General features: G+C 56.9%; 15 protein-coding genes. 6 read left to right on the top strand and 9 right to left on the bottom strand.

Translation table 11 applies throughout. From position 1 onward, the window contains the following. Positions 1 to 46 precede the first annotated feature (46 nt). From IGS16_RS04350 to IGS16_RS04340, 3 genes are all read right to left on the bottom strand, one after another. The gene (locus tag IGS16_RS04350) at positions 47 to 1600 is read right to left on the bottom strand and encodes a pitrilysin family protein (RefSeq protein WP_297083620.1); all 1554 of its coding nucleotides are present in this window, start codon (positions 1598 to 1600) and stop codon (positions 47 to 49) included. A gap of 215 nt (positions 1601 to 1815) precedes the next feature. Beyond that, entirely contained in the window at positions 1816 to 2091 is a 276-nt protein-coding gene (locus IGS16_RS04345; RefSeq protein ID WP_297083618.1) for a hypothetical protein, read from the bottom strand. Positions 2092 to 2277: 186 nt separating this feature from the next. Continuing rightward, on the bottom strand, positions 2278 to 2748 hold the full coding sequence (locus tag IGS16_RS04340; RefSeq protein ID WP_297078747.1) for a hypothetical protein: 471 nt from the start codon (positions 2746 to 2748) through the stop codon (positions 2278 to 2280). Between the two features lie 479 nt (positions 2749 to 3227). Between IGS16_RS04340 and hetZ the strand changes: the two genes are divergently transcribed. Both hetZ and IGS16_RS04330 read left to right on the top strand, forming a co-directional pair. Next, on the top strand, positions 3228 to 4370 hold the full coding sequence (gene hetZ / locus IGS16_RS04335) for a heterocyst differentiation protein HetZ (protein ID WP_297083617.1): 1143 nt from the start codon (positions 3228 to 3230) through the stop codon (positions 4368 to 4370). A 244-nt stretch (positions 4371 to 4614) separates the two neighbouring features. Next, positions 4615 to 5373, top strand: coding sequence for a hypothetical protein (locus tag IGS16_RS04330; protein WP_297083615.1), 759 nt, complete (start codon positions 4615 to 4617; stop codon positions 5371 to 5373). 167 nt (positions 5374 to 5540) lie between these two features. Here IGS16_RS04330 and IGS16_RS04325 read toward each other — a convergent pair whose 3' ends face one another. Further along, positions 5541 to 6008: a pentapeptide repeat-containing protein gene (locus IGS16_RS04325; protein ID WP_367185723.1), complete on the bottom strand. Its 468-nt coding sequence runs from the start codon at positions 6006 to 6008 to the stop codon at positions 5541 to 5543. Positions 6009 to 6330: 322 nt separating this feature from the next. Between IGS16_RS04325 and IGS16_RS04320 the strand changes: the two genes are divergently transcribed. Beyond that, positions 6331 to 6852, top strand: coding sequence for a YraN family protein (locus tag IGS16_RS04320; RefSeq protein WP_297083611.1), 522 nt, complete (start codon positions 6331 to 6333; stop codon positions 6850 to 6852). 57 nt (positions 6853 to 6909) lie between these two features. Further along, positions 6910 to 7614 carry an aspartate/glutamate racemase family protein gene (locus IGS16_RS04315; protein ID WP_297083609.1) on the top strand — a complete coding sequence of 235 codons (705 nt, stop codon included), beginning with the start codon at positions 6910 to 6912 and terminating at the stop codon, positions 7612 to 7614. Between the two features lie 52 nt (positions 7615 to 7666). On the opposite strand, the gene IGS16_RS04310 is transcribed toward IGS16_RS04315, so the two are convergent. Continuing rightward, complete coding sequence (locus IGS16_RS04310; RefSeq protein ID WP_297083607.1) at positions 7667 to 7870, bottom strand: hypothetical protein; 204 nt, start codon at positions 7868 to 7870, stop codon at positions 7667 to 7669. Positions 7871 to 8405: 535 nt separating this feature from the next. On the opposite strand from IGS16_RS04310, the gene hpxO reads away from it, so the two are divergent. Further along, positions 8406 to 9566, top strand: coding sequence for an FAD-dependent urate hydroxylase HpxO (hpxO, locus tag IGS16_RS04305; protein ID WP_297083606.1), 1161 nt, complete (start codon positions 8406 to 8408; stop codon positions 9564 to 9566). 47 nt (positions 9567 to 9613) lie between these two features. Then, positions 9614 to 9988 carry a hydroxyisourate hydrolase gene (gene uraH, locus IGS16_RS04300; RefSeq protein ID WP_297083604.1) on the top strand — a complete coding sequence of 125 codons (375 nt, stop codon included), beginning with the start codon at positions 9614 to 9616 and terminating at the stop codon, positions 9986 to 9988. A 152-nt stretch (positions 9989 to 10140) separates the two neighbouring features. Here uraH and ppsA read toward each other — a convergent pair whose 3' ends face one another. The 4 genes from ppsA to pflB form a co-directional block, all read right to left on the bottom strand. Further along, on the bottom strand, positions 10141 to 12615 hold the full coding sequence (gene ppsA, locus IGS16_RS04295; protein WP_297083602.1) for a phosphoenolpyruvate synthase: 2475 nt from the start codon (positions 12613 to 12615) through the stop codon (positions 10141 to 10143). Positions 12616 to 13065: 450 nt separating this feature from the next. Beyond that, positions 13066 to 13941: an S-methyl-5'-thioadenosine phosphorylase gene (locus tag IGS16_RS04290; protein ID WP_297083600.1), complete on the bottom strand. Its 876-nt coding sequence runs from the start codon at positions 13939 to 13941 to the stop codon at positions 13066 to 13068. Between the two features lie 290 nt (positions 13942 to 14231). Then, a complete protein-coding gene (gene pflA / locus IGS16_RS04285) occupies positions 14232 to 14963 on the bottom strand; it encodes a pyruvate formate-lyase-activating protein (protein WP_297083598.1) in 732 nt (243 codons plus the stop codon). A gap of 223 nt (positions 14964 to 15186) precedes the next feature. Continuing rightward, a complete protein-coding gene (gene pflB, locus IGS16_RS04280; RefSeq protein ID WP_297083596.1) occupies positions 15187 to 17448 on the bottom strand; it encodes a formate C-acetyltransferase in 2262 nt (753 codons plus the stop codon). Positions 17449 to 17543: the final 95 nt, after the last annotated feature.

Here is a 17543-nt window from a genome sequence, read left to right as displayed (position 1 = left end):
TAACTAAGCTTTCCTGCTCTGACGTTGCAGCACCGACCCCCAACCCTTACTCCTCCGGCAGGAGTTTACCAATTGTCAGCTTTTGCGGCACAAATAGCGACTGGGCGACCCGCTGCACGTCTTCTGCCGTCACCGATTCAAATGCCTTCAGGTCTTCAAATAAATTGCGCCAGTCTCCAGTATTGGCTTCATATTCCGGCAGCAGGCTAGCCATCCCCCGGCCAGATGCCAGCAGTTGCAGCATTCCTGCCCGCGCTTGGGTCTTCACCCGCTCTAACTCTTCGGGCGCAACTGGCTCCGTTTTTAGCCGATCTAGCTCAGCGTTGAGGATGGTGCCGATTTCATCAATGGTATGCCCCGGTGCGGTTTGGGCGAAAAACAGCATCATGTTGGAATAGCGATCGCCCGGAAAGCCATTTGCCACATCCGTACTCAGCGAGATGCCTGTTTCCACCAGCGATTTGTAGAGCCGAGAGGTGCGGCCACCCGTCAGCACAGAGGCCAAAATCTGATAAGTAGCGTTGTCGGCATCGTCGCTGGCAGGGCGCTGATAGCCGACCAGATACCAGGGTTCCGTCTTTTGTCGCAGCACCACTTCTCGCGGTCCAGTCTGGTTTGGCGCAGGGGCCGTAATGTTTGGGGCGCGGCTGCGAGTGCGGAAGCGACCAAAGTAAATCTCTGCCAGCCGCTTCACCTCGGCGGGATCAACGTCGCCCACCACCGCCATTGTGATGCGGTCTGGCGTGTAATAAGTGTCGAAAAAGTCCTGAATATCTCGGCGGGTCAGGTTGCGAATATCTTCTTCGTAGCCGATGATTGGGCGACCGTAGGGATGATCTGGAAAGCCCGCTTCTAGAAATGCTTCCACCATCTTGCCGATGGGCGAGTTGTCCGTCCGCATTCGCCGCTCTTCCAGGATTACGTCCTTTTCTTCGTAAAACTCACGAAAGACGGGATCAAGGAATCGGTCGGACTCCAGCGACATCCACAGTTCCAGCTTGTTGGACGGAAAGCTGTAAAAATAGCGCGTCGCATCCGCGGAGGTGGTCGCATTTAGCCCTACACCGCCTGCCCGTTCCACCACCTGCCCATATTCGTTTTGGCGGACGTATTGCGCGGCCTGCGATCGCACTCGGTCAAACTCTTCCTGTAGCTCTGCGGCGCGACCCGTCTGCCCTGCGGCCTTGGCCGCCTGGATGCGGTCAAATAGCCGATCCAGTCGAGCCAGCAGCGGCCGTTCAGCAGCGTAGTCGCTGGTGCCCAGGCGGGTTGTGCCCTTGAATGCCAGATGCTCCAGGAAATGGGCGGCTCCGGTTTTGCCTTCTGCTTCGTAGGCTGCTCCCACATTCACATAGGTCATGAACGAAATCACCGGAGCCTGATGCCGCTCTAGCACGATGAATTTCATGCCATTGTCGAGGGTGAATTCGGTGACGCGATCGACCACCCGATCGATGTAGGGCTGGATCGACAGCGGTTCAGAACGGGGAGCCGTGCGGGCGATCGCCACGGTCGGAAACAGGCTCCACACGCCCAGCAGCAGGGCCAATGCAACCGCAGGAATCAGGGCCAATCGTGCCCGATGAGTCTTCAAAGTCATGCAAGCTGGGCGCAATCTATTCAGCGCAGTAAATTCCACAAGTTTCACGAAAAAATCCACAAGCCTCTTGCATAGTATCCACCGCAGAGGCGAGGCTGCCGCAGTAAATCATCGAAAATCTTCGATAAAAAAGGGTTTTCTATAAACTATTCTCGATTGTTGAGGCTTCTCAATCACCAGAATACTCGGGATGATCGGGATGATCGGGATGCTTCCTACAGCGCCTCGCTCCAGTCTGGGCAAATCTCACCCTCCCAGCCAAAGGGATGAAACCCGCAGATCAGCAGTTGACGGCGATCGCCATAGCCATAGGCAACCCCGTGATAATGTTCACAGCCCAGGCAAGACTTGGGGCGAGACGGAGACGTTTCGGTAAACCCAAGCTGCGATCGCAGAATATGCAGGCGACTTTGGTGGCGATGCCAGCTTGCATGGTCGGCTTTTCGGAAGCTGTCGTTGGCGCGCCTGAAGGCATTGCGGGGAGCATTCATAGGTCTGCGCGGAGAGTAAAAAAACAAGCTGCTCAAGCAGAACATGCAGACGGCTGACATCCAGCCTGCTTCATCTTTATTTTATAGTTCCCCGCAGTTTCCCAATGTCCAACAGCAATGAACTGTAAACCACCGAACCGCAAACCAGGGCTGGAACCCGTCGTGACGGGCCTTTGCCAAGTCAATTTATGCAATATCCGGCGGTACTTGCGCTTTGCCCTGAGACTGCTGCAAAAACGCTTGAATCAGCGCTTGCAGGTTGGCACGAGTGACTTCAGTACCCGTGTTCAGATTCCCCGGCGTTTCAAAAAAGATGATGCTGTCCACGCTAGTCATCGCTACCAGTTGAAACAGGATATGGGTGACAGGCATCGGGAACGCCATAATCTGGGGATCTTTTGCCAGCGGATTCGCCGTTGCGTCTTTCAGGCTGGCAAAGGCGTAGACGACGTTTTTTTGAGCATTGGTCTGGCTGCGATGGTTTAAGGTCGTCATCACCCACTGCTGCTCAAGGGTTTGTAGTATGTAATACTGGAGGTGGTGAAGCTGTTGAGCAATCTCCTTTAGAGCGGGGGCGATCGTTGCCACTGCCGCGGGCGTTGCACCGTCTTGGGGAGCATTTTGAACGAGGTCTTGAAGCTGCTGATCCAGAGTCATAACCGTTTGTTAATAGCGTTGTGTGACGTTGTATGTTGCGTGACGTTGCGTATTGACGACGCTCCGTGCGCTTTGGGCTATCATCCTCATCAGTCTAGTTCAGAAGCTCGTTTACGAGTCCAGTTTGCCCGCCTGATGTTTCCGTACGGATGCTTTTTGTACAGATTTTGTACGGATGGTGGGCGATCGCCGCTGAATCACTCCTAAAGGTGACAACTTTAGGTGGCGGCTTTAGGCGGCGGCTTCAGTAAAGCAAAGCGGTAAAGCAAAGCTTGCTGAAGCGACGGCTTTTCCCCTCAAAGCGCTACAATAGCGCCCTCCAGCAACCCGTAGGTTTGCTGACTTGACTTGAATCAGGCTGTTGATCGAAAACGCCAGTCTGCCACAGACTGGGGCTGCACTACCCCACCCTTGCCACTCCGTAGGGGTGTGTTAACGTTGTAACGATCTACATCCATCAGGGAGAGAGCACCCAAGGCGTGGAGGCTATTTTTAACCTGGTTTTTAACGAGCTGAAGCAAAGCACCCGTGCGTCTGATCAAAACTGCCGCGACGTGGCATCCCGCATTACCGGAGAGGTCGCCCGCATTTGTTCAGAAAGCAAGCGCATTCAGTCGTCTGGAGAGGTCGATTCCTGGTCGGTTGCCCTGGCCCGCCACCGACTCAAGCAGTGTTTGAAATACTACCAGCTTGGGTCGCGCCGGGGTCGGGTTGACCTGCACAGCACCCTCAGCGCCGTGGTCTATCGCTACATCACGCCGCCCCAGGTGCAATCCAGCTATCAGGCGCGACTAGGGCTGATCGAAGATTTTCTGCAAATCTTTTACATCGAAGCCATCAACGCCTTCCGACGTGAGAATCAGCTTGCCCCTAGCTACAGCCCGCGCACCGCGCTGGATCTGGCGGAATATATGGCCTTTACCGAGCGCTATGGCAAACGGCGGATTCCGCTGCCGGGTCGCCGCAGTCAGCAGTTGATCATTCTGCGGGCGCAGACCTTTTCGCAGCAGCAGCCGCCTGAAACGATGGTGGACATGGAGCAGGCTGCCGAGGGCGCAACGGGCGAAACCGACCAATCTCGCAGCGGCGCACCGATGCAGCAAGTAAGAGAGCAGATGGTGGCCCAGGAGCCAGAGGTGGAAGAAGACTCTCTGCGGCATATTGTGGTGGCAGAACTGCTCAGCTATTTGGAAGAGCGCCAGCAAAAGGACTGTGCCGACTATTTCACGCTGCGGCTCCAGGATTTGCCGACGCAGGAAATCGAAAAAATTCTGGGACTTACGCCCCGCCAGCGCGACTATTTGCAGCAGCGGTTCAAATATCACCTGATTCGCTTTGCCCTGTCGCATCACTGGGAACTGGTGCATCAATGGCTAGAGGCAGACCTAGAGCGAAATCTGGGGCTAACGCCGCAGCAGTGGGACGAATTGCTCAGCCGCCTCAGCACGACCCAACAGGAAATGCTAAAACTCAAACAGCAGGGCAGACCCGACGGGGCGATCGCCCAATCTCTCGGCTGCACGGCAACCCAAGTGCAAAAACAATGGTCTAAATTGCTAGAACTGGCCTGGGAAATTCGTAACAATGTTGTGTCCGGAGCAGGGGTAGCAGGGGATGAATAGTGACTCAGAAGCTGAGGATATTGTTTCCTGGCTCCTACAACAGCTAGATCAATCGACTGCTGCACCATCAGGGGAAACCAGCTCAGACGCTGGACGTGATGCGTTGGATGCAGCACATCCGCAATCGAATCACGATAATCTGCTCGACTCGGAAGAGATCAACACGCTGTTGAACCACTTGACCGGGTCGGACGTTTTTTCTTTTCAAGACACATCATTATCCCATTCAGGAGAGATACCTGCTGTGCAAGACCGTTTTTATGCTTTGTTGAGACATCGGTTGCGGGAGGAAATCGAGCGCCGACCGCCCCTCTATCCCTGGGAAACCGAAGTGCGAGAGTATGAAGATGCCCTCGCGCCAGAGCTAGCAACTGCCACCGTCTGGGCATCCCAAATGCAGGCACTCAACCTGCCCGTACCGATGCCCGAAGGCGTGCTAAATCGCTTGCTAGAACAGTGCCAATCCCTTCTGCAATCCTCATTGCAGGAAGGCAGAAAGCTCGTGCAAGCCGTAGAAGCCCTGTTTCCCGGTGAATCAGACGCGCTGAATCATCTGGCTAGCTATGTCATGGCGGCTCCAGCCCGCTCCGGAACCTCGGCTCCGGTGCTGGAAGGCGTACTCGACCACTATGATGCAGCGACCCAGCCTCAGCAAATGTTGCTGTCGCTGGTGGCGGCGCGGGAAATTTTGAATACGCTGGTGCTGACGGTTTCCCCCTCTCAGCCAACGCTGGAGCGCGAGTGGCATACTACGGCTGGACTGCTGACTTTGCGGGCAATGCTGCTAGAATCGGGCAGCCTGCGCCTAGTCGCAAACCTGCCTTGCGCTGGACGGCTAAAGCTGCAAAGCAGCGAGGTCGAAAAGACGGCCCATCGTGCCAATGCTGGCTCCGTCAGCCTGGAACTGCTGGATGTAGAAGTGTTGCAATCTTACTCGGTGCAGGTGGAGCTAGAGCAAGCGGGTACGAGTTCGCTCTCATTTGCGATCGCCCTCGGCGAGTAAGCCCAAATCTGGCCTTGCAAAAGGCTGGTATCGCACAGAAATAGACAGCTAGCTAACTAATCGACCCGATCCCGTGTGAATGAAGCACGGGATTTTTTTGTGCGCGATTGTATTTTGTAATACGGGGTGTTTCATCCTACGGGGGGGTGTTTCATCCTACGGGAACGCTAGAAACAATTCAGCGTGTCGCGGGTGTTGCGCCCGGTGACCGGATTCGTGCCCTGAGCCACGGCACAGAGCTTGTCCTGCATATCTTCGCGCAGCAGGACATCGGTAAAATCTGCCCCGTCGATGATTGCACCCTCGAATCGGGCGTTAAAGGCAAATGCGCCTTCCAGAATGGCGTTTTTGAGGTTAGCTTCGACCAAGCGGGCCGAATCGAGGGTGGCGTTGGTCAAGTTAGCTGCTTCCAGGTTGGCATCTTCCAGATTTGCCGCAAAGAAGCTAACGCCTTGGAGCTGGGTGTGGCTGAGGTTGGCATTGCGGAGGTTAGCCTTGGTAAAGCTGGAGTCGGTGAGGTCGCGCCCCGAAAAGTCGGCATCGACCAGGTTTTCGCGGTTATAGTCGAGCGCTAGGGCGGGAGTTGGAGAGAGTAGGGCGATCGCCCCCATCAACACCAAGCTCCACCCCAGCATCCGCCAGCCAGACGAAATCAGGGGTTGCAACACCTGCCAAACCTCAGCGCCACCTACACGCAGCACCAAACCCGAATAAAACCCACGCATCATTTCCTACCTGGCACAGTAAGCTATGTTGATTGCAGAAACGCCTTATATCGATTCTCGATTTTGGATTTGCGATTTTAGATTGCCCGTCAAGCGTCTGCGGGGCTTCCAGCAACTTCATCCGTAGCTCTGCTTGAGGGAGTCGATATCAGACAGATTCCTACTTAAAAGATCCTACCCGAATCCCTGCACAAGTCTGCGGCCGCTTGTTTCAGAATCCGTCGCCATATCCATGCCCAAGCCTGCTCCTCAGCCAGTCCCCAATCCTCGAAGCGCCGCAGCAGGCGAATTTGGGCTATTGGCCGAAGCGCTGGTGGCGCAATGGCTCATCCAGCAAGGCGCAACCATTTTGCAACGACGGTGGCGCTGTCGCTGGGGCGAACTGGATCTGATCGCCCAGCTACCGCCAACCGCAAAGGCTGCTGCTACGCTGGCGTTTGTCGAAGTGAAGGCGCGACAAAATGCGGGATGGGATGCGGGCGGGCTGCTGGCCGTGACCCCACAAAAACAGGCAAAGTTGTGGCAAGCGGCGGAGTTGTTTTTGGGAGAATATCCAGAATTATCCATAGGAAACTGCCGATTTGACGTGGCGCTGGTGTGGGGGCGATCGCGCCCCATTTCGCCCACCCGCTCAGCGCCTACGCCCCACCTCCACATTCCAGACAGCCCCATCGAGCCAGGTCAACCCGTGGCGATCGCCCACTACACCCTCACCCTGCAACACTACCTCCCCAATGCCTTCAGCGCTATCTAGCTGCTCCAACACCCCAACACTCCAACACCCCATCACTCCAACACCCCATCACTCCCAATGCGCCTCCACGTCATCAACCCCAACACCAGCCGCGACATGACCTACTCCATCGAGCAGATTTCGACGGCGAACGTTTCTGGAGAAACAGAAGTCCTCACCACCTGCCCGGCCCACGGCCCCGCCTCGATCGAGAGTTACTACGACGAATACCTGGCGATTCCCCATGTGCTGGCGGAGGTGCAGCGCACAGAGGCAACGACCGACGGCTATGTGCTGGCGTGCTGGGGCGATCCGGGACTGGATGCGGTGCGCGAAGTGACGACCAAGCCCGTGGTTGGCATTGCCGAAGCGTCGATGTATGCAGCCAATGCGATCGCCCCCCGCTGGTCAGTCGTCACTACGCTGCGCCGCAGCCACCACATGGTCGAGGCGATTGTGAAAAAGACAGGACTCATGGAGCGCTGCGCCTCAATCCGCTGTGTGGATATGCCCGTGCTGGCGTGCGAAGCAAACCCCGACGCGGTGATGGAAGGATTGGTTCACATGGGCGAACTGGCGCTCAGCGAAGATGGCGCAGAGGCAATCATCCTGGGCTGCGCGGGCATGGGTGGTATGGCGGAGTATCTGAGCGCGGAACTGGGCGTGCCCTGCGTCGATCCGGTGGCGGCGGGCGTGCGCTTTGCCGAACTGCTGGTGAACCTGAACCTGCAAACCAGCAAGTGGCTCACCTATCAGTTTCCAGAGAAAAAAGCGTTCAAATAATGTTTAAGTAGCCACAATTCTGGTAAACAGCCACGATTCTGAAGAGATCGGCTCAGGCCGGTTCAATGTTGGCAATGCGGAACCCCATCTGGCATTCATACTGCTCCGGCAGGTTTTCCGATGGCTTTTCCAAGGCGCGGCCGCAGCGCAACCGTCCCTGCTGCCAGCGGGGTTGACCGCTGCGATCGGCCATCAAGCAGGTTTGACACACCTGCTGTGGCTGAAGCAGTTGATCTTCCATGAGGATGACGAGCATAAGCACCTCCCGCGATGAGGGTAGGGTTGGTCTTGCGACAATACCCTCGCCAATATCTTCCCAGTACCTTCATTGTATGGCAGGTTTTTTGAACCGCCAGTTAAGTTTATCGGAGGTTTATGGCGGGCTTATGGGGCGTTTAGGGACTCGCCTGCAAGAAACGGCGGGCAATCTCGCGCGATCGCCCCAGCGTCGTCGAGTGGCTGACGGGGAGCAGCATCAGCCACACCGGGACGCGGGCTTGATATCAAAAAAAGATATCTTTAGCCTAGAAAAATAATATCACTTTTGGATATCTAGTCAAGATGAACCACAAAATCACCGAAAAGCCATTTTGGAAAGCGATTAGAATAAAGACGAATGAGGACTGGAAAAATTGGCTCAACGGCTTTCCGGTCAAGGATTTGAGCGTTGGTTCAGTAAATCAGGATACAAAATGAGGCGTTTGATGCGTCTTATTTATTTCTCTTGATGGATTCAGATGGGTTTGTGAAACGCTGTATACCGTATACAGGAAAGCGACAGACGGAGATCTATGCAAAACCTGAAGGCGATCGTGATCGGGGCTGGAATTGGTGGCTTGACGGCTGGCATCGCCCTGCAACAAGCCGGATATGAGGTGGAAATCTATGACCGCGTGAAGGAAATGCGTCCGGTGGGGGCGGGAATTTCCGTCTGGTCGAACGGCGTGAAAGTGCTGAACCGTTTGGGATTGGGCGATCGCATGGCAGAAATCGGCGGCATCATGAACCGGATGCAGTATCACACCCAAGCCGGAGAACTGCTGAATCATATCGAGCTTGCGCCGCTGATTCATAAAGTCGGACAGCGCCCCTATCCGGTTGCCCGCCGCGATTTGCAAACAATGCTAATGGCGGCGTTTCCGGGCGAGGTGCATCTTGACTGCCGCTGCGTCGGCGTGGAGGAAGACGACCACGGCGTGACGGTGCAGTTTGCCAACGGGCGCAAGGCGCGGGGCGATTTTTTGGTGGCGGCGGACGGCATTCGCTCGGTGCTGCGGAGCTACGTGGTCGGGCGCGAGGTAGAGCCGCAATATGTGGGCTATGTGAACTGGAATGGGCTAGTGCCTGCCGATGCTGATCTGGCTCCGCCGGAGAGTTGGGTCATCTACGTCGGCGAACACAAGCGAGCCTCTTTGATGCCTGTGGCGGGCGATCGCCTCTATTTCTTCCTGGACGTGCCGCTGCCCAAGGGCACACCCGCCGATCCAGCAAATTATCGCGACGAGCTAAAGGCTCACTTCGCAGGCTGGGCCGACCCCGTGCAGCGCCTGATCGACCGCTTTGACCCCTTCGCCGTGGCGCGGCCTGAAATTCACGATGTCGGCCCGATCGACCGCTACGTGCGTGGGCGGGTGGCGCTGCTGGGCGACGCGGCCCATGCCACCTGTCCTGACCTGGGCCAGGGCGGCTGTCAGGCGATGGAAGATGCGCTGGTGTTGGCAAACTATTTGCTGACCACGAATATCAGCATCGAGTATGCCCTGAAGCGTTACGAGTCGGAGCGCATGGCCCGCGCCAACGCGGTGGTAGAAAAGGCCCGCAAACGGGCCGAACAGATTCACGGCAAAGACCCTGCCGTGACGCAGCAGTGGTATCACCAACTGGCGACGGAAAAGCCGACCGACGTGACCGATGCCATTAGCAAGGTGATTTTGGCGGGGCCGCTGCGGTAGCGAATCGGGGATTAGGCTTGAGAGACACAAAAACTGGAGAGATGGCAATGGCAGGTAAGCTTACGACCCACGTTCTGGACACGGCGCATGGTCGTCCGGCGGCGCAGATGGCGATCGCCCTCTACGCGATTCACGGCGGCATTCACCCCAATGGCGACAGCCGTACCCTGCTGAAAACCTTCACCACCAACGCCGACGGCCGCACCGACGCGCCCCTGCTCAGCAACGGCGAGCTAAAAACGGGCGTGTATGAACTGGTGTTTTCCGTCGCCGACTATTTTGCTCAGTTTCCCGACCCGCTGCCCGCGCAGCCTTTTCTTAGCCAGATTCCCATCCGCTTTGGCATTGCCGATGCCGACGCGCACTACCACGTCCCGCTGCTGGTGTCGCCGTGGGCCTACAACACCTATCGGGGAAGCTAGCGCCCGCGTTCCAAGCGGGGGTGTGCTACACCTGGAACGCTGACTTTTTAACCTGGACTATTTCAGGACTTATGCACCTGCGATCAGGTTTCTAGATTTTGGAGGATTTCTCGCAGGCTGCGCTCACGAGAAATCCTCCAACTGCGTAAGTCCTATATTTCCGAGCTTACCTCCGCCTGCGCCACCTCCAGCCAGGTCTTCACCACCGTATCGGGGTTCAGGCTGATAGAATCAATCCCTTGGCTGACCAGGAAGCGGGCAAAGTCGGGATAGTCGCTGGGGCCCTGGCCGCAGATGCCGATCTTGCGACCGTTGGCTTTGGCTCGTTCAATCACGACGCGAATCATCGTTTTCACGGCTTCGTTGCGCTCGTCAAACACGTTTGCCACCAGCGCCGAGTCACGATCTAGTCCCAGCGTGAGCTGCGTCAGGTCGTTGGAGCCGATCGAGAAGCCGTCGAAAATCTGGCTAAACTCGTCCGCCAGAATGACGTTGCTGGGCACTTCGCACATGACATAGACCTGCAAGCCGTTTTCGCCACGTTTTAGGCCGTTGCGCTCCAGCTCTGCCATTACCTTACGCCCTTCCTCTGGCGTGCGGCAGAAGGGAATCATGGGAATCACATTCGTCAACCCCATGTCGTTGCGGACGCGCCGGATTGCCGCGCACTCCAACGCAAAGCCGTCGCGATATTTGGGGTCGTAATACCGCGCCGCACCACGCCAGCCCAGCATTGGGTTTTCCTCATGCGGCTCGAAGGATTTGCCGCCCAGCAGGTTGGCGTATTCGTTGCTCTTAAAGTCCGACATCCGCACGACGACAGGCTTGGGATAGAACGCGGCAGCAATGGTGGCCACGCCCTGGGCCAGCTTGTCTACAAAGTAGTCTGGCTTGTGGTCATAGAGGTGAGTCAGTTGGGCGATCGCCGCTTTTTCGTCATCCTCTGGCAATTGGTCATAGTTCAGCAGCGCCAGCGGATGCACACGGATATGGTTGGCGATGATGAACTCAAATCGCGCCAGCCCCACGCCATCGTTGGGCAGGGCCGACAGGCGAAAGGCCTCTTCGGGATTGCCCACGTTCATGAGAATCTGGGTGCGCGGGCGAGGCAGATTGTCCAGCGGCGTTTCCTCAATCTGGAACGGCAGGAACCCGGCATAGACACGCCCTTCTTCGCCCTGGGCGCAGGAAACCGTCACTTCTTGCCCCGTTTGCAAGACCTGAGTCGCGTTGCCGCAGCCGACGATCGCCGGAATGCCCAACTCCCGCGCGATGATCGCGGCGTGGCAGGTGCGGCCGCCCTGATCGGTGACGATCGCCCCCGCTTTTTTCATAATCGGCTCCCAGTCTGGGTCGGTGCGGCTGGTCACCAGCACCTCGCCCGCCTGAAACGTGTGAATATCCGCCGGACTGAGAATCACGCGCACCTTGCCCCGGCCGATCATTTCACCGACAGCGCGACCCGTTACCAGCGGCTCGTGATGCGTGTAGGTAGTGTCTTCGGTCTTTGCTCCGACCTCGCGCTCTAGGCGATAGCGTCGCAGGACGGTCTGCGCCTTTTGCGACTGCACCGTTTCCGGCCGCGCCTGCACGATGTAGAGTTCCCCCGTGATGCCGTCTCGCGCCCACTCGATATCCATCGGTGTGTAGGTGCCGTGGGTTTGGGAGTAATGGTCTTCGATGATGCAAGCCCATTCCGCCAGTTTGAGAATGTCCTCATCACTCAGGGCAAAGCGATCGCGCTCCGATTGTTCTACGGGTACGGTTTTGGTCAAATTCGCTCCGTCGGTGTCGTAGACCATTTTGATTTCTTTGCTGCCCAGGCGCTTGGCCAGGATGGGGCGGAAGCCTTCTCGCAGCGTGGGCTTAAATACCAAATACTCGTCCGGGTTGACGGAACCCTGCACCACCGTTTCGCCCAGCCCGTAGGCCGCCGTCACCAGCGCCGCATCGCGAAAGCCGCTCTCGGTGTCGATGGAAAACATCACGCCCGATTCCGCTAGGTCAGAGCGCACCATCTTTTGCACGCCGACGGAGAGGGCGACGGTGAAATGGTCAAACCCTTTGGTGGTGCGGTAAGAAATGGCGCGGTCGGTAAAGATGGAAGCAAAACAATGGCGGCAGGCATCCAGCACCGCATCCAGTCCGTGGACGTTGAGGTAGGTTTCTTGCTGTCCGGCAAAGCTGGCATCGGGCAAATCTTCAGCGGTGGCGCTGGAGCGCACGGCGACATCCGTATCAGGCCCGTAGCGGCGGCAGAGTTCGGCATAGGCCTGGGCGATCGCCTCTTCCAAATCTTGGGGAAAGGGGGCGTTGAGAATGAGCGATCGCGCTTCCCGCCCGTGGGTTTGCAAATTTTCTACATCGTCCACATCCAGCGTGGCAAACAGGCGGTGCAGCGCGTCTTCTAGCCCTGCGCTCTGGATGAAGTGACGATAGGCGTGGGCCGTCGTCGCAAACCCACCCGGCACCCGCACCCCCTTGGAGGTGAGCTGACAAATCATTTCTCCCAGCGAGGCATTTTTTCCACCCACTAGTGGAATATCGTGAATGCCGACATCCTCAAACCACAGCACCAAACTTTGATCGTGCGGCATTGTGACGCTGCGTTCGGATAGCTGAACCATGAGTACCTCCTTGAGGCAACCGTGTGGAAGCGATGAGGGACTGGTTGCACTGGCCCCCTCCTTCTTTATGCTAGTCAATAGAATCGGAGGTGTCCTGAGGGCTGCCATTGAGCAGAACCGGCAAAAATTGCCCAAGCCTGGATGCTGCCTGAGTTCGAGAAAGCATTAAACTGTATATTTAATTACAATTCTTGACAAACTGACTAGGGATCGCTAAGAAAGCCCTGAGAATTCACGCTTTTGGAGGATGCAATTCTTGGGCTTAAGGATTTTAGGGGCGAACGATCGCCCCTTGAAAAGAATTAGCCATGCCTAAAACTGCGGGGGCTTCCTGATAGAAAACAACCCCCTTTCGGGCGAATTCATTGATTCATTTCTTGACCCAAAGCCCCAGATGACGACCCGTATCTTTACCTCTCGATCCTCACGCCAATCGCCCAAAAGATTCCGTTAGCCCAAATACTTTTTTAGCAGCAGTTCCAGCTTGGCTTTTGTCTCTGTCGGCGCTTTGTCTAGCGGGGTAAGGATAGCGTATTTCAGGGCATGGTGGGCTTCGGAAGGCGGCGGATTTTGGGCCAGGCGACGCACCGTTTCCTGAATCACGCGCTGGGCATTTACCGCATTTTTCGTCAGGTTGCTGATCACCATGTCCACCGTCACGCTGTCGTGGTCAGGATGCCAACAGTCGTAATCGGTGACCAGCGCCAAGGTCGCGTAGGCGATTTCGGCTTCGCGGGCCAGCTTGGCTTCGGGCAGGTTGGTCATGCCGATTACCGTTGCGCCCCAGCTTCGATACAGGTTCGACTCGGCGCGGGTAGAAAAGGCGGGCCCCTCCATGCAGACATAGGTGCCGCCTTGGTGCAGCGTTACGTCGGGCAGATCGAGAGAGGCGATCGCCTCTCCCAGCACCGCCGCCAGGTTCTTGCACACCGGATCGCCAAAAGCGATATGCGCCACGATGCCTTCGCCAAAGAAGGTCGAGACTCGCCCCTTCGTGCGATCGATAAACTGATCCGGCAGCACCATATCCAGCGGCTTGGCCTCCGCTTGCAGCGACCCCACCGCCGAAGCTGAAATCAGGTACTCCACACCCAGCGACTTCATCGCGTAAATATTCGCCCGAAACGGCAGTTCCGATGGCAGCAGCGTGTGGTTGCGCCCGTGCCGCGCCAAAAATGCGACGGGCGTGCCCTCCAGCGTCCCCACGATCAGCGCATCCGACGGCTTGCCAAAGGGCGTGTCTACCTCGACTTCGCGCACGTCCTTCAGCGCCTCCATTTTGTAGAGGCCGCTGCCGCCGATGATGCCAATTCGCACGTCTGTCATGGTTGCCGTCCTGAGTCGTCCTAAGTCGTTCTAAAGAGCGGGGCCAGGGGTAATCAATCGGAACATTACCAAGCGACGCTCTGCCTCCTAAGATACAGGGGGTTTGCAGGAAGAAACAGGAGAGATCGTAAAAGTCTGGTTGAGAGGTCTGGTTGAGAAGTCTGGCTGGGAAGTCTGGCTAGAGAATCTAACTGAGAAGTCTGGCTGCACAGTCTGGCTGGAGAATCTGGCTGAGCAGTCTGGCTGGAGAATCTGGCTAGAGGAGGGAACCGGAGTCAGGATTCTTCGGACTACAGCACCAGCGCGGGCGTGGCCTGCTGAAACTGCGCCCGGATCGCCTGGATACATTCTGGTGTGGGCGTTGGGGTATGGCTGAGTTGATAGTCATAGCCCAACTGTTGCCACTTGTATTCGCCCATCTTGTGGAAGGGAATAACTTCAACCCGCTCCACGTTCTTCAAGCGGGCGACGAACTGGGCCAGCCCAGAGACGTTGTTTGAATCATCTGTTAAACCTGGCACCACCACAAAGCGAATCCAGGCAGGCTTGCGGCAGTCGCTGAGATATTGTGCGAAATCTAGCGTGGGCTGGAGGCTGACGCTGGTGACCTGGGTGTAGATTGACGGGTTGAATGATTTGATATCCAGCAGCACCAAATCGACAAACTCTAGCACTGGGCGGGCGATCGCCAGCGGACAATAGCCCGACGTATCCAGCGCGGTGTGAATGCCCAGCGCCTTGCACTGCCGCAAAATCTCCTGCACAAACTCCGGCTGCATCAGCGGTTCACCGCCGCTCAGGGTCACGCCACCGGGCGGACGAATGTAGGAGCGATATTTCTGAATCTCGGCGACCATTTCGTCGGCGGTGACCTCAGTGCCACCCGATATCTCGCGGCAGTCGGGGTTGTGGCAATAGAGGCAGCGCAGGGGACAGCCCTGAGTAAACACCACAACCCGCAGGCCGGGCCCATCGACGGTGCCACAGGTTTCGATGGAGTGAATGCGTCCGGTGATTGACATAACGGTAGTCCTTAAAAATCACAGCGCCAAGGGAAGCGGGTTAAGCAAAGAGTGTCAAGAGAAAAGGGCAAAAGGCGAACGGTCAGCGAGTTTCAGGCGAGTTGCAAGCGAGTTGCAAGCGAGTTTCAATCGTTCCTGTCGTTGCCGTCCGGAGTCCTTTTGCCCTGCGTTGCGTCGGCTGAACGCCTTACGAAAGCGAGTCTCTTGCGAATGCCATCTATGCCTAGACGCGATCGTGGAAGGTGCGGCTGATCACATCTAGCTGCTGCGCCTGGGTGAGCTTGATGAAGTTGACCGCGTAGCCCGACACTCGAATCGTGAGTTGTGGATATTGTTCAGGATGCGCCATCGCGTCGAGCAAGGTTTCTCGGTTGAGTACGTTGACGTTGACGTGATGCCCCTGATCGTGGAAGTAGCCGTCTAGTAAGCTCACCAGGTTTTGGATGCGATCGCCCGTCTGTTTCCCCAGCGCGTCGGGCACGATGGAAAAGGTGTAGGAAATGCCGTCTTTGGCATGGGCGTAGGGCAGCTTGGCGACAGAGGCGAGGGAGGCGATCGCTCCCTTGGTGTCGCGGCCGTGCATGGGGTTTGCACCGGGGGCAAAGGGCACGCCGGCCTTTCGCCCGTCAGGGGTGCTGCCCGTCTTCTTGCCGTAGACTACATTGGAGGTAATCGTCAGCACTGACTGGGTGGGCACGGCATCGCGGTAGGTTTTATGCTGCCGCAGCTTGTTCATAAAGGTCGTCACCAGGTTCGCAGCGATCGCATCCACCCGGTCGTCATTGTTCCCAAACTTGGGATAGTCACCTTCCACGGCGTAATCTACGGCCAGTCCGGCTTCATTCCGCAACACCTTCACCCTGGCATAGCGAATCGCAGACAGCGAATCCGCCACCACCGAAAGTCCTGCAATGCCGCAGGCCATCGTGCGATAAACCTCCCGATCATGCAGCGCCATTTCTAGCCGCTCGTAGCAGTACTTGTCGTGCATGTAGTGAATGACGTTCAGCGTGTTGATGTATAGCTCTGCTAGCCAAGTGAGCAGTCTGTCGAATTTTGCCATCACCTCGTCGGGGTCTAGATAATCCGACAGGATGGGGCGGAACGGGGGCGCTACTTGTTCGCCTGTGTTTTCATCGCGGCCGCCGTTGATGGCATAGAGCAGGGCCTTGGCCAGATTGACCCGTGCGCCAAAAAACTGCATTTGCTTGCCCACGCGCATCGCAGACACACAGCAGGCGATCGCATAATCATCGCCAAACTCAGGCCGCATCAGGTCGTCGTTTTCATACTGAATTGAACTGGTTTCGATAGAAATCCTGGCGCAATACTGCTTGAACGCATCCGGCAGCCGTTCAGACCAAAGCACCGTCAGGTTGGGTTCGGGAGCCGGGCCCAAATTGTTCAGCGTGTGCAGCATTCGGAAGCTGGTTTTTGTCACTAGGGGCCGCCCGTCTTCTCCCATGCCGCCAATGGATTCCGTCACCCAGGTCGGGTCGCCCGAAAATAGCTCGTTATACTCCGGCGTTCGCAGGAACCGCACCATCCGCAGCTTCATGACAAACTGGTCGATGAGTTCCTGAATGTCGATTTCCGTAGCCGTGCCGTTTCGCAGATCCCGCTCGCAGTAGATATCTAGGAACGTAGACACCCGCCCCAGCGACATTGCCGCGCCGTTTTGCTCTTTCACGGCGGCCAGATAGCCAAAATAAAGCCACTGCACGGCTTCTTGGGCATTTGCGGCCGGGGCGCTGAGATCACAGCCGTAGCTGGCGGCCATTTGCTTTAGTTCCTCCAGCGCCCGGATCTGCTCCGACAGTTCCTCCCGCAGCCGAATGGTGGGTTCGTCGCTGAGGGCTGCGAGCGACTGCTTCTGGTCTTTTTTGTCTTCAATCAGGCGATCGCACCCATACAGCGCCACTCGCCGATAGTCGCCGATAATCCGCCCCCGTCCATAGGCATCGGGCAGCCCAGTGATAATACCCGACCGCCGCGCCATCCGCATTTCCTGGGTGTAGGCATCAAACACGCCGTCGTTGTGCGTTTTGCGATACTTCGTGAAAATTGCCTCCGTTTCGGGGTCGAGCGTATAGCCATAGGCATTTAGCGCTGTTTTCACAACTCGGATGCCGCCAAAGGGCATCATCGCTCGCTTTAGCGGCTGGTCGGTTTGCAGCCCCACAATCCGCTCCAGTTCGCGGTTAATGTAGCCCGGCGGGTGGGAGGTGATGCTCGACACCACCCGCGTATCGGCATCCAAAATGCCCCGTTCTCGCTCAGCTTGCATGAATTGGGTCACTTGCTGCCACAGGGTGCGCGTGGCGGCGGTGGGACGTGCTAAGAACGCCTCATTCCCGGTGTAGGGCGTGTAATTTTTCTGGATAAAGTCGCGCACGTCAATCCGTTCTACCCAGACTCCGGGCACAAACCCGTCCCAGGGCGATCGCGCTTGACTGGCATCCGGTTCTAAAACAAGCGTTGGCATAGTGCCTCCTTGAACGTAAGACCTGAAGGTAAGACCTGGACGTAAGACCTGAAGGTAAGACCTGAAGGTAAGACCTGAAATTAGAAAAAGCGGCG

This window comes from Thermoleptolyngbya sp. C42_A2020_037, from assembly GCF_015272455.1.
GTDB lineage: Bacteria > Cyanobacteriota > Cyanobacteriia > Elainellales > Elainellaceae > Thermoleptolyngbya.
The sequence above is the reverse complement of the archived record's forward strand: the minus strand, read 5'-3'. Positions and strand labels throughout refer to the sequence as shown.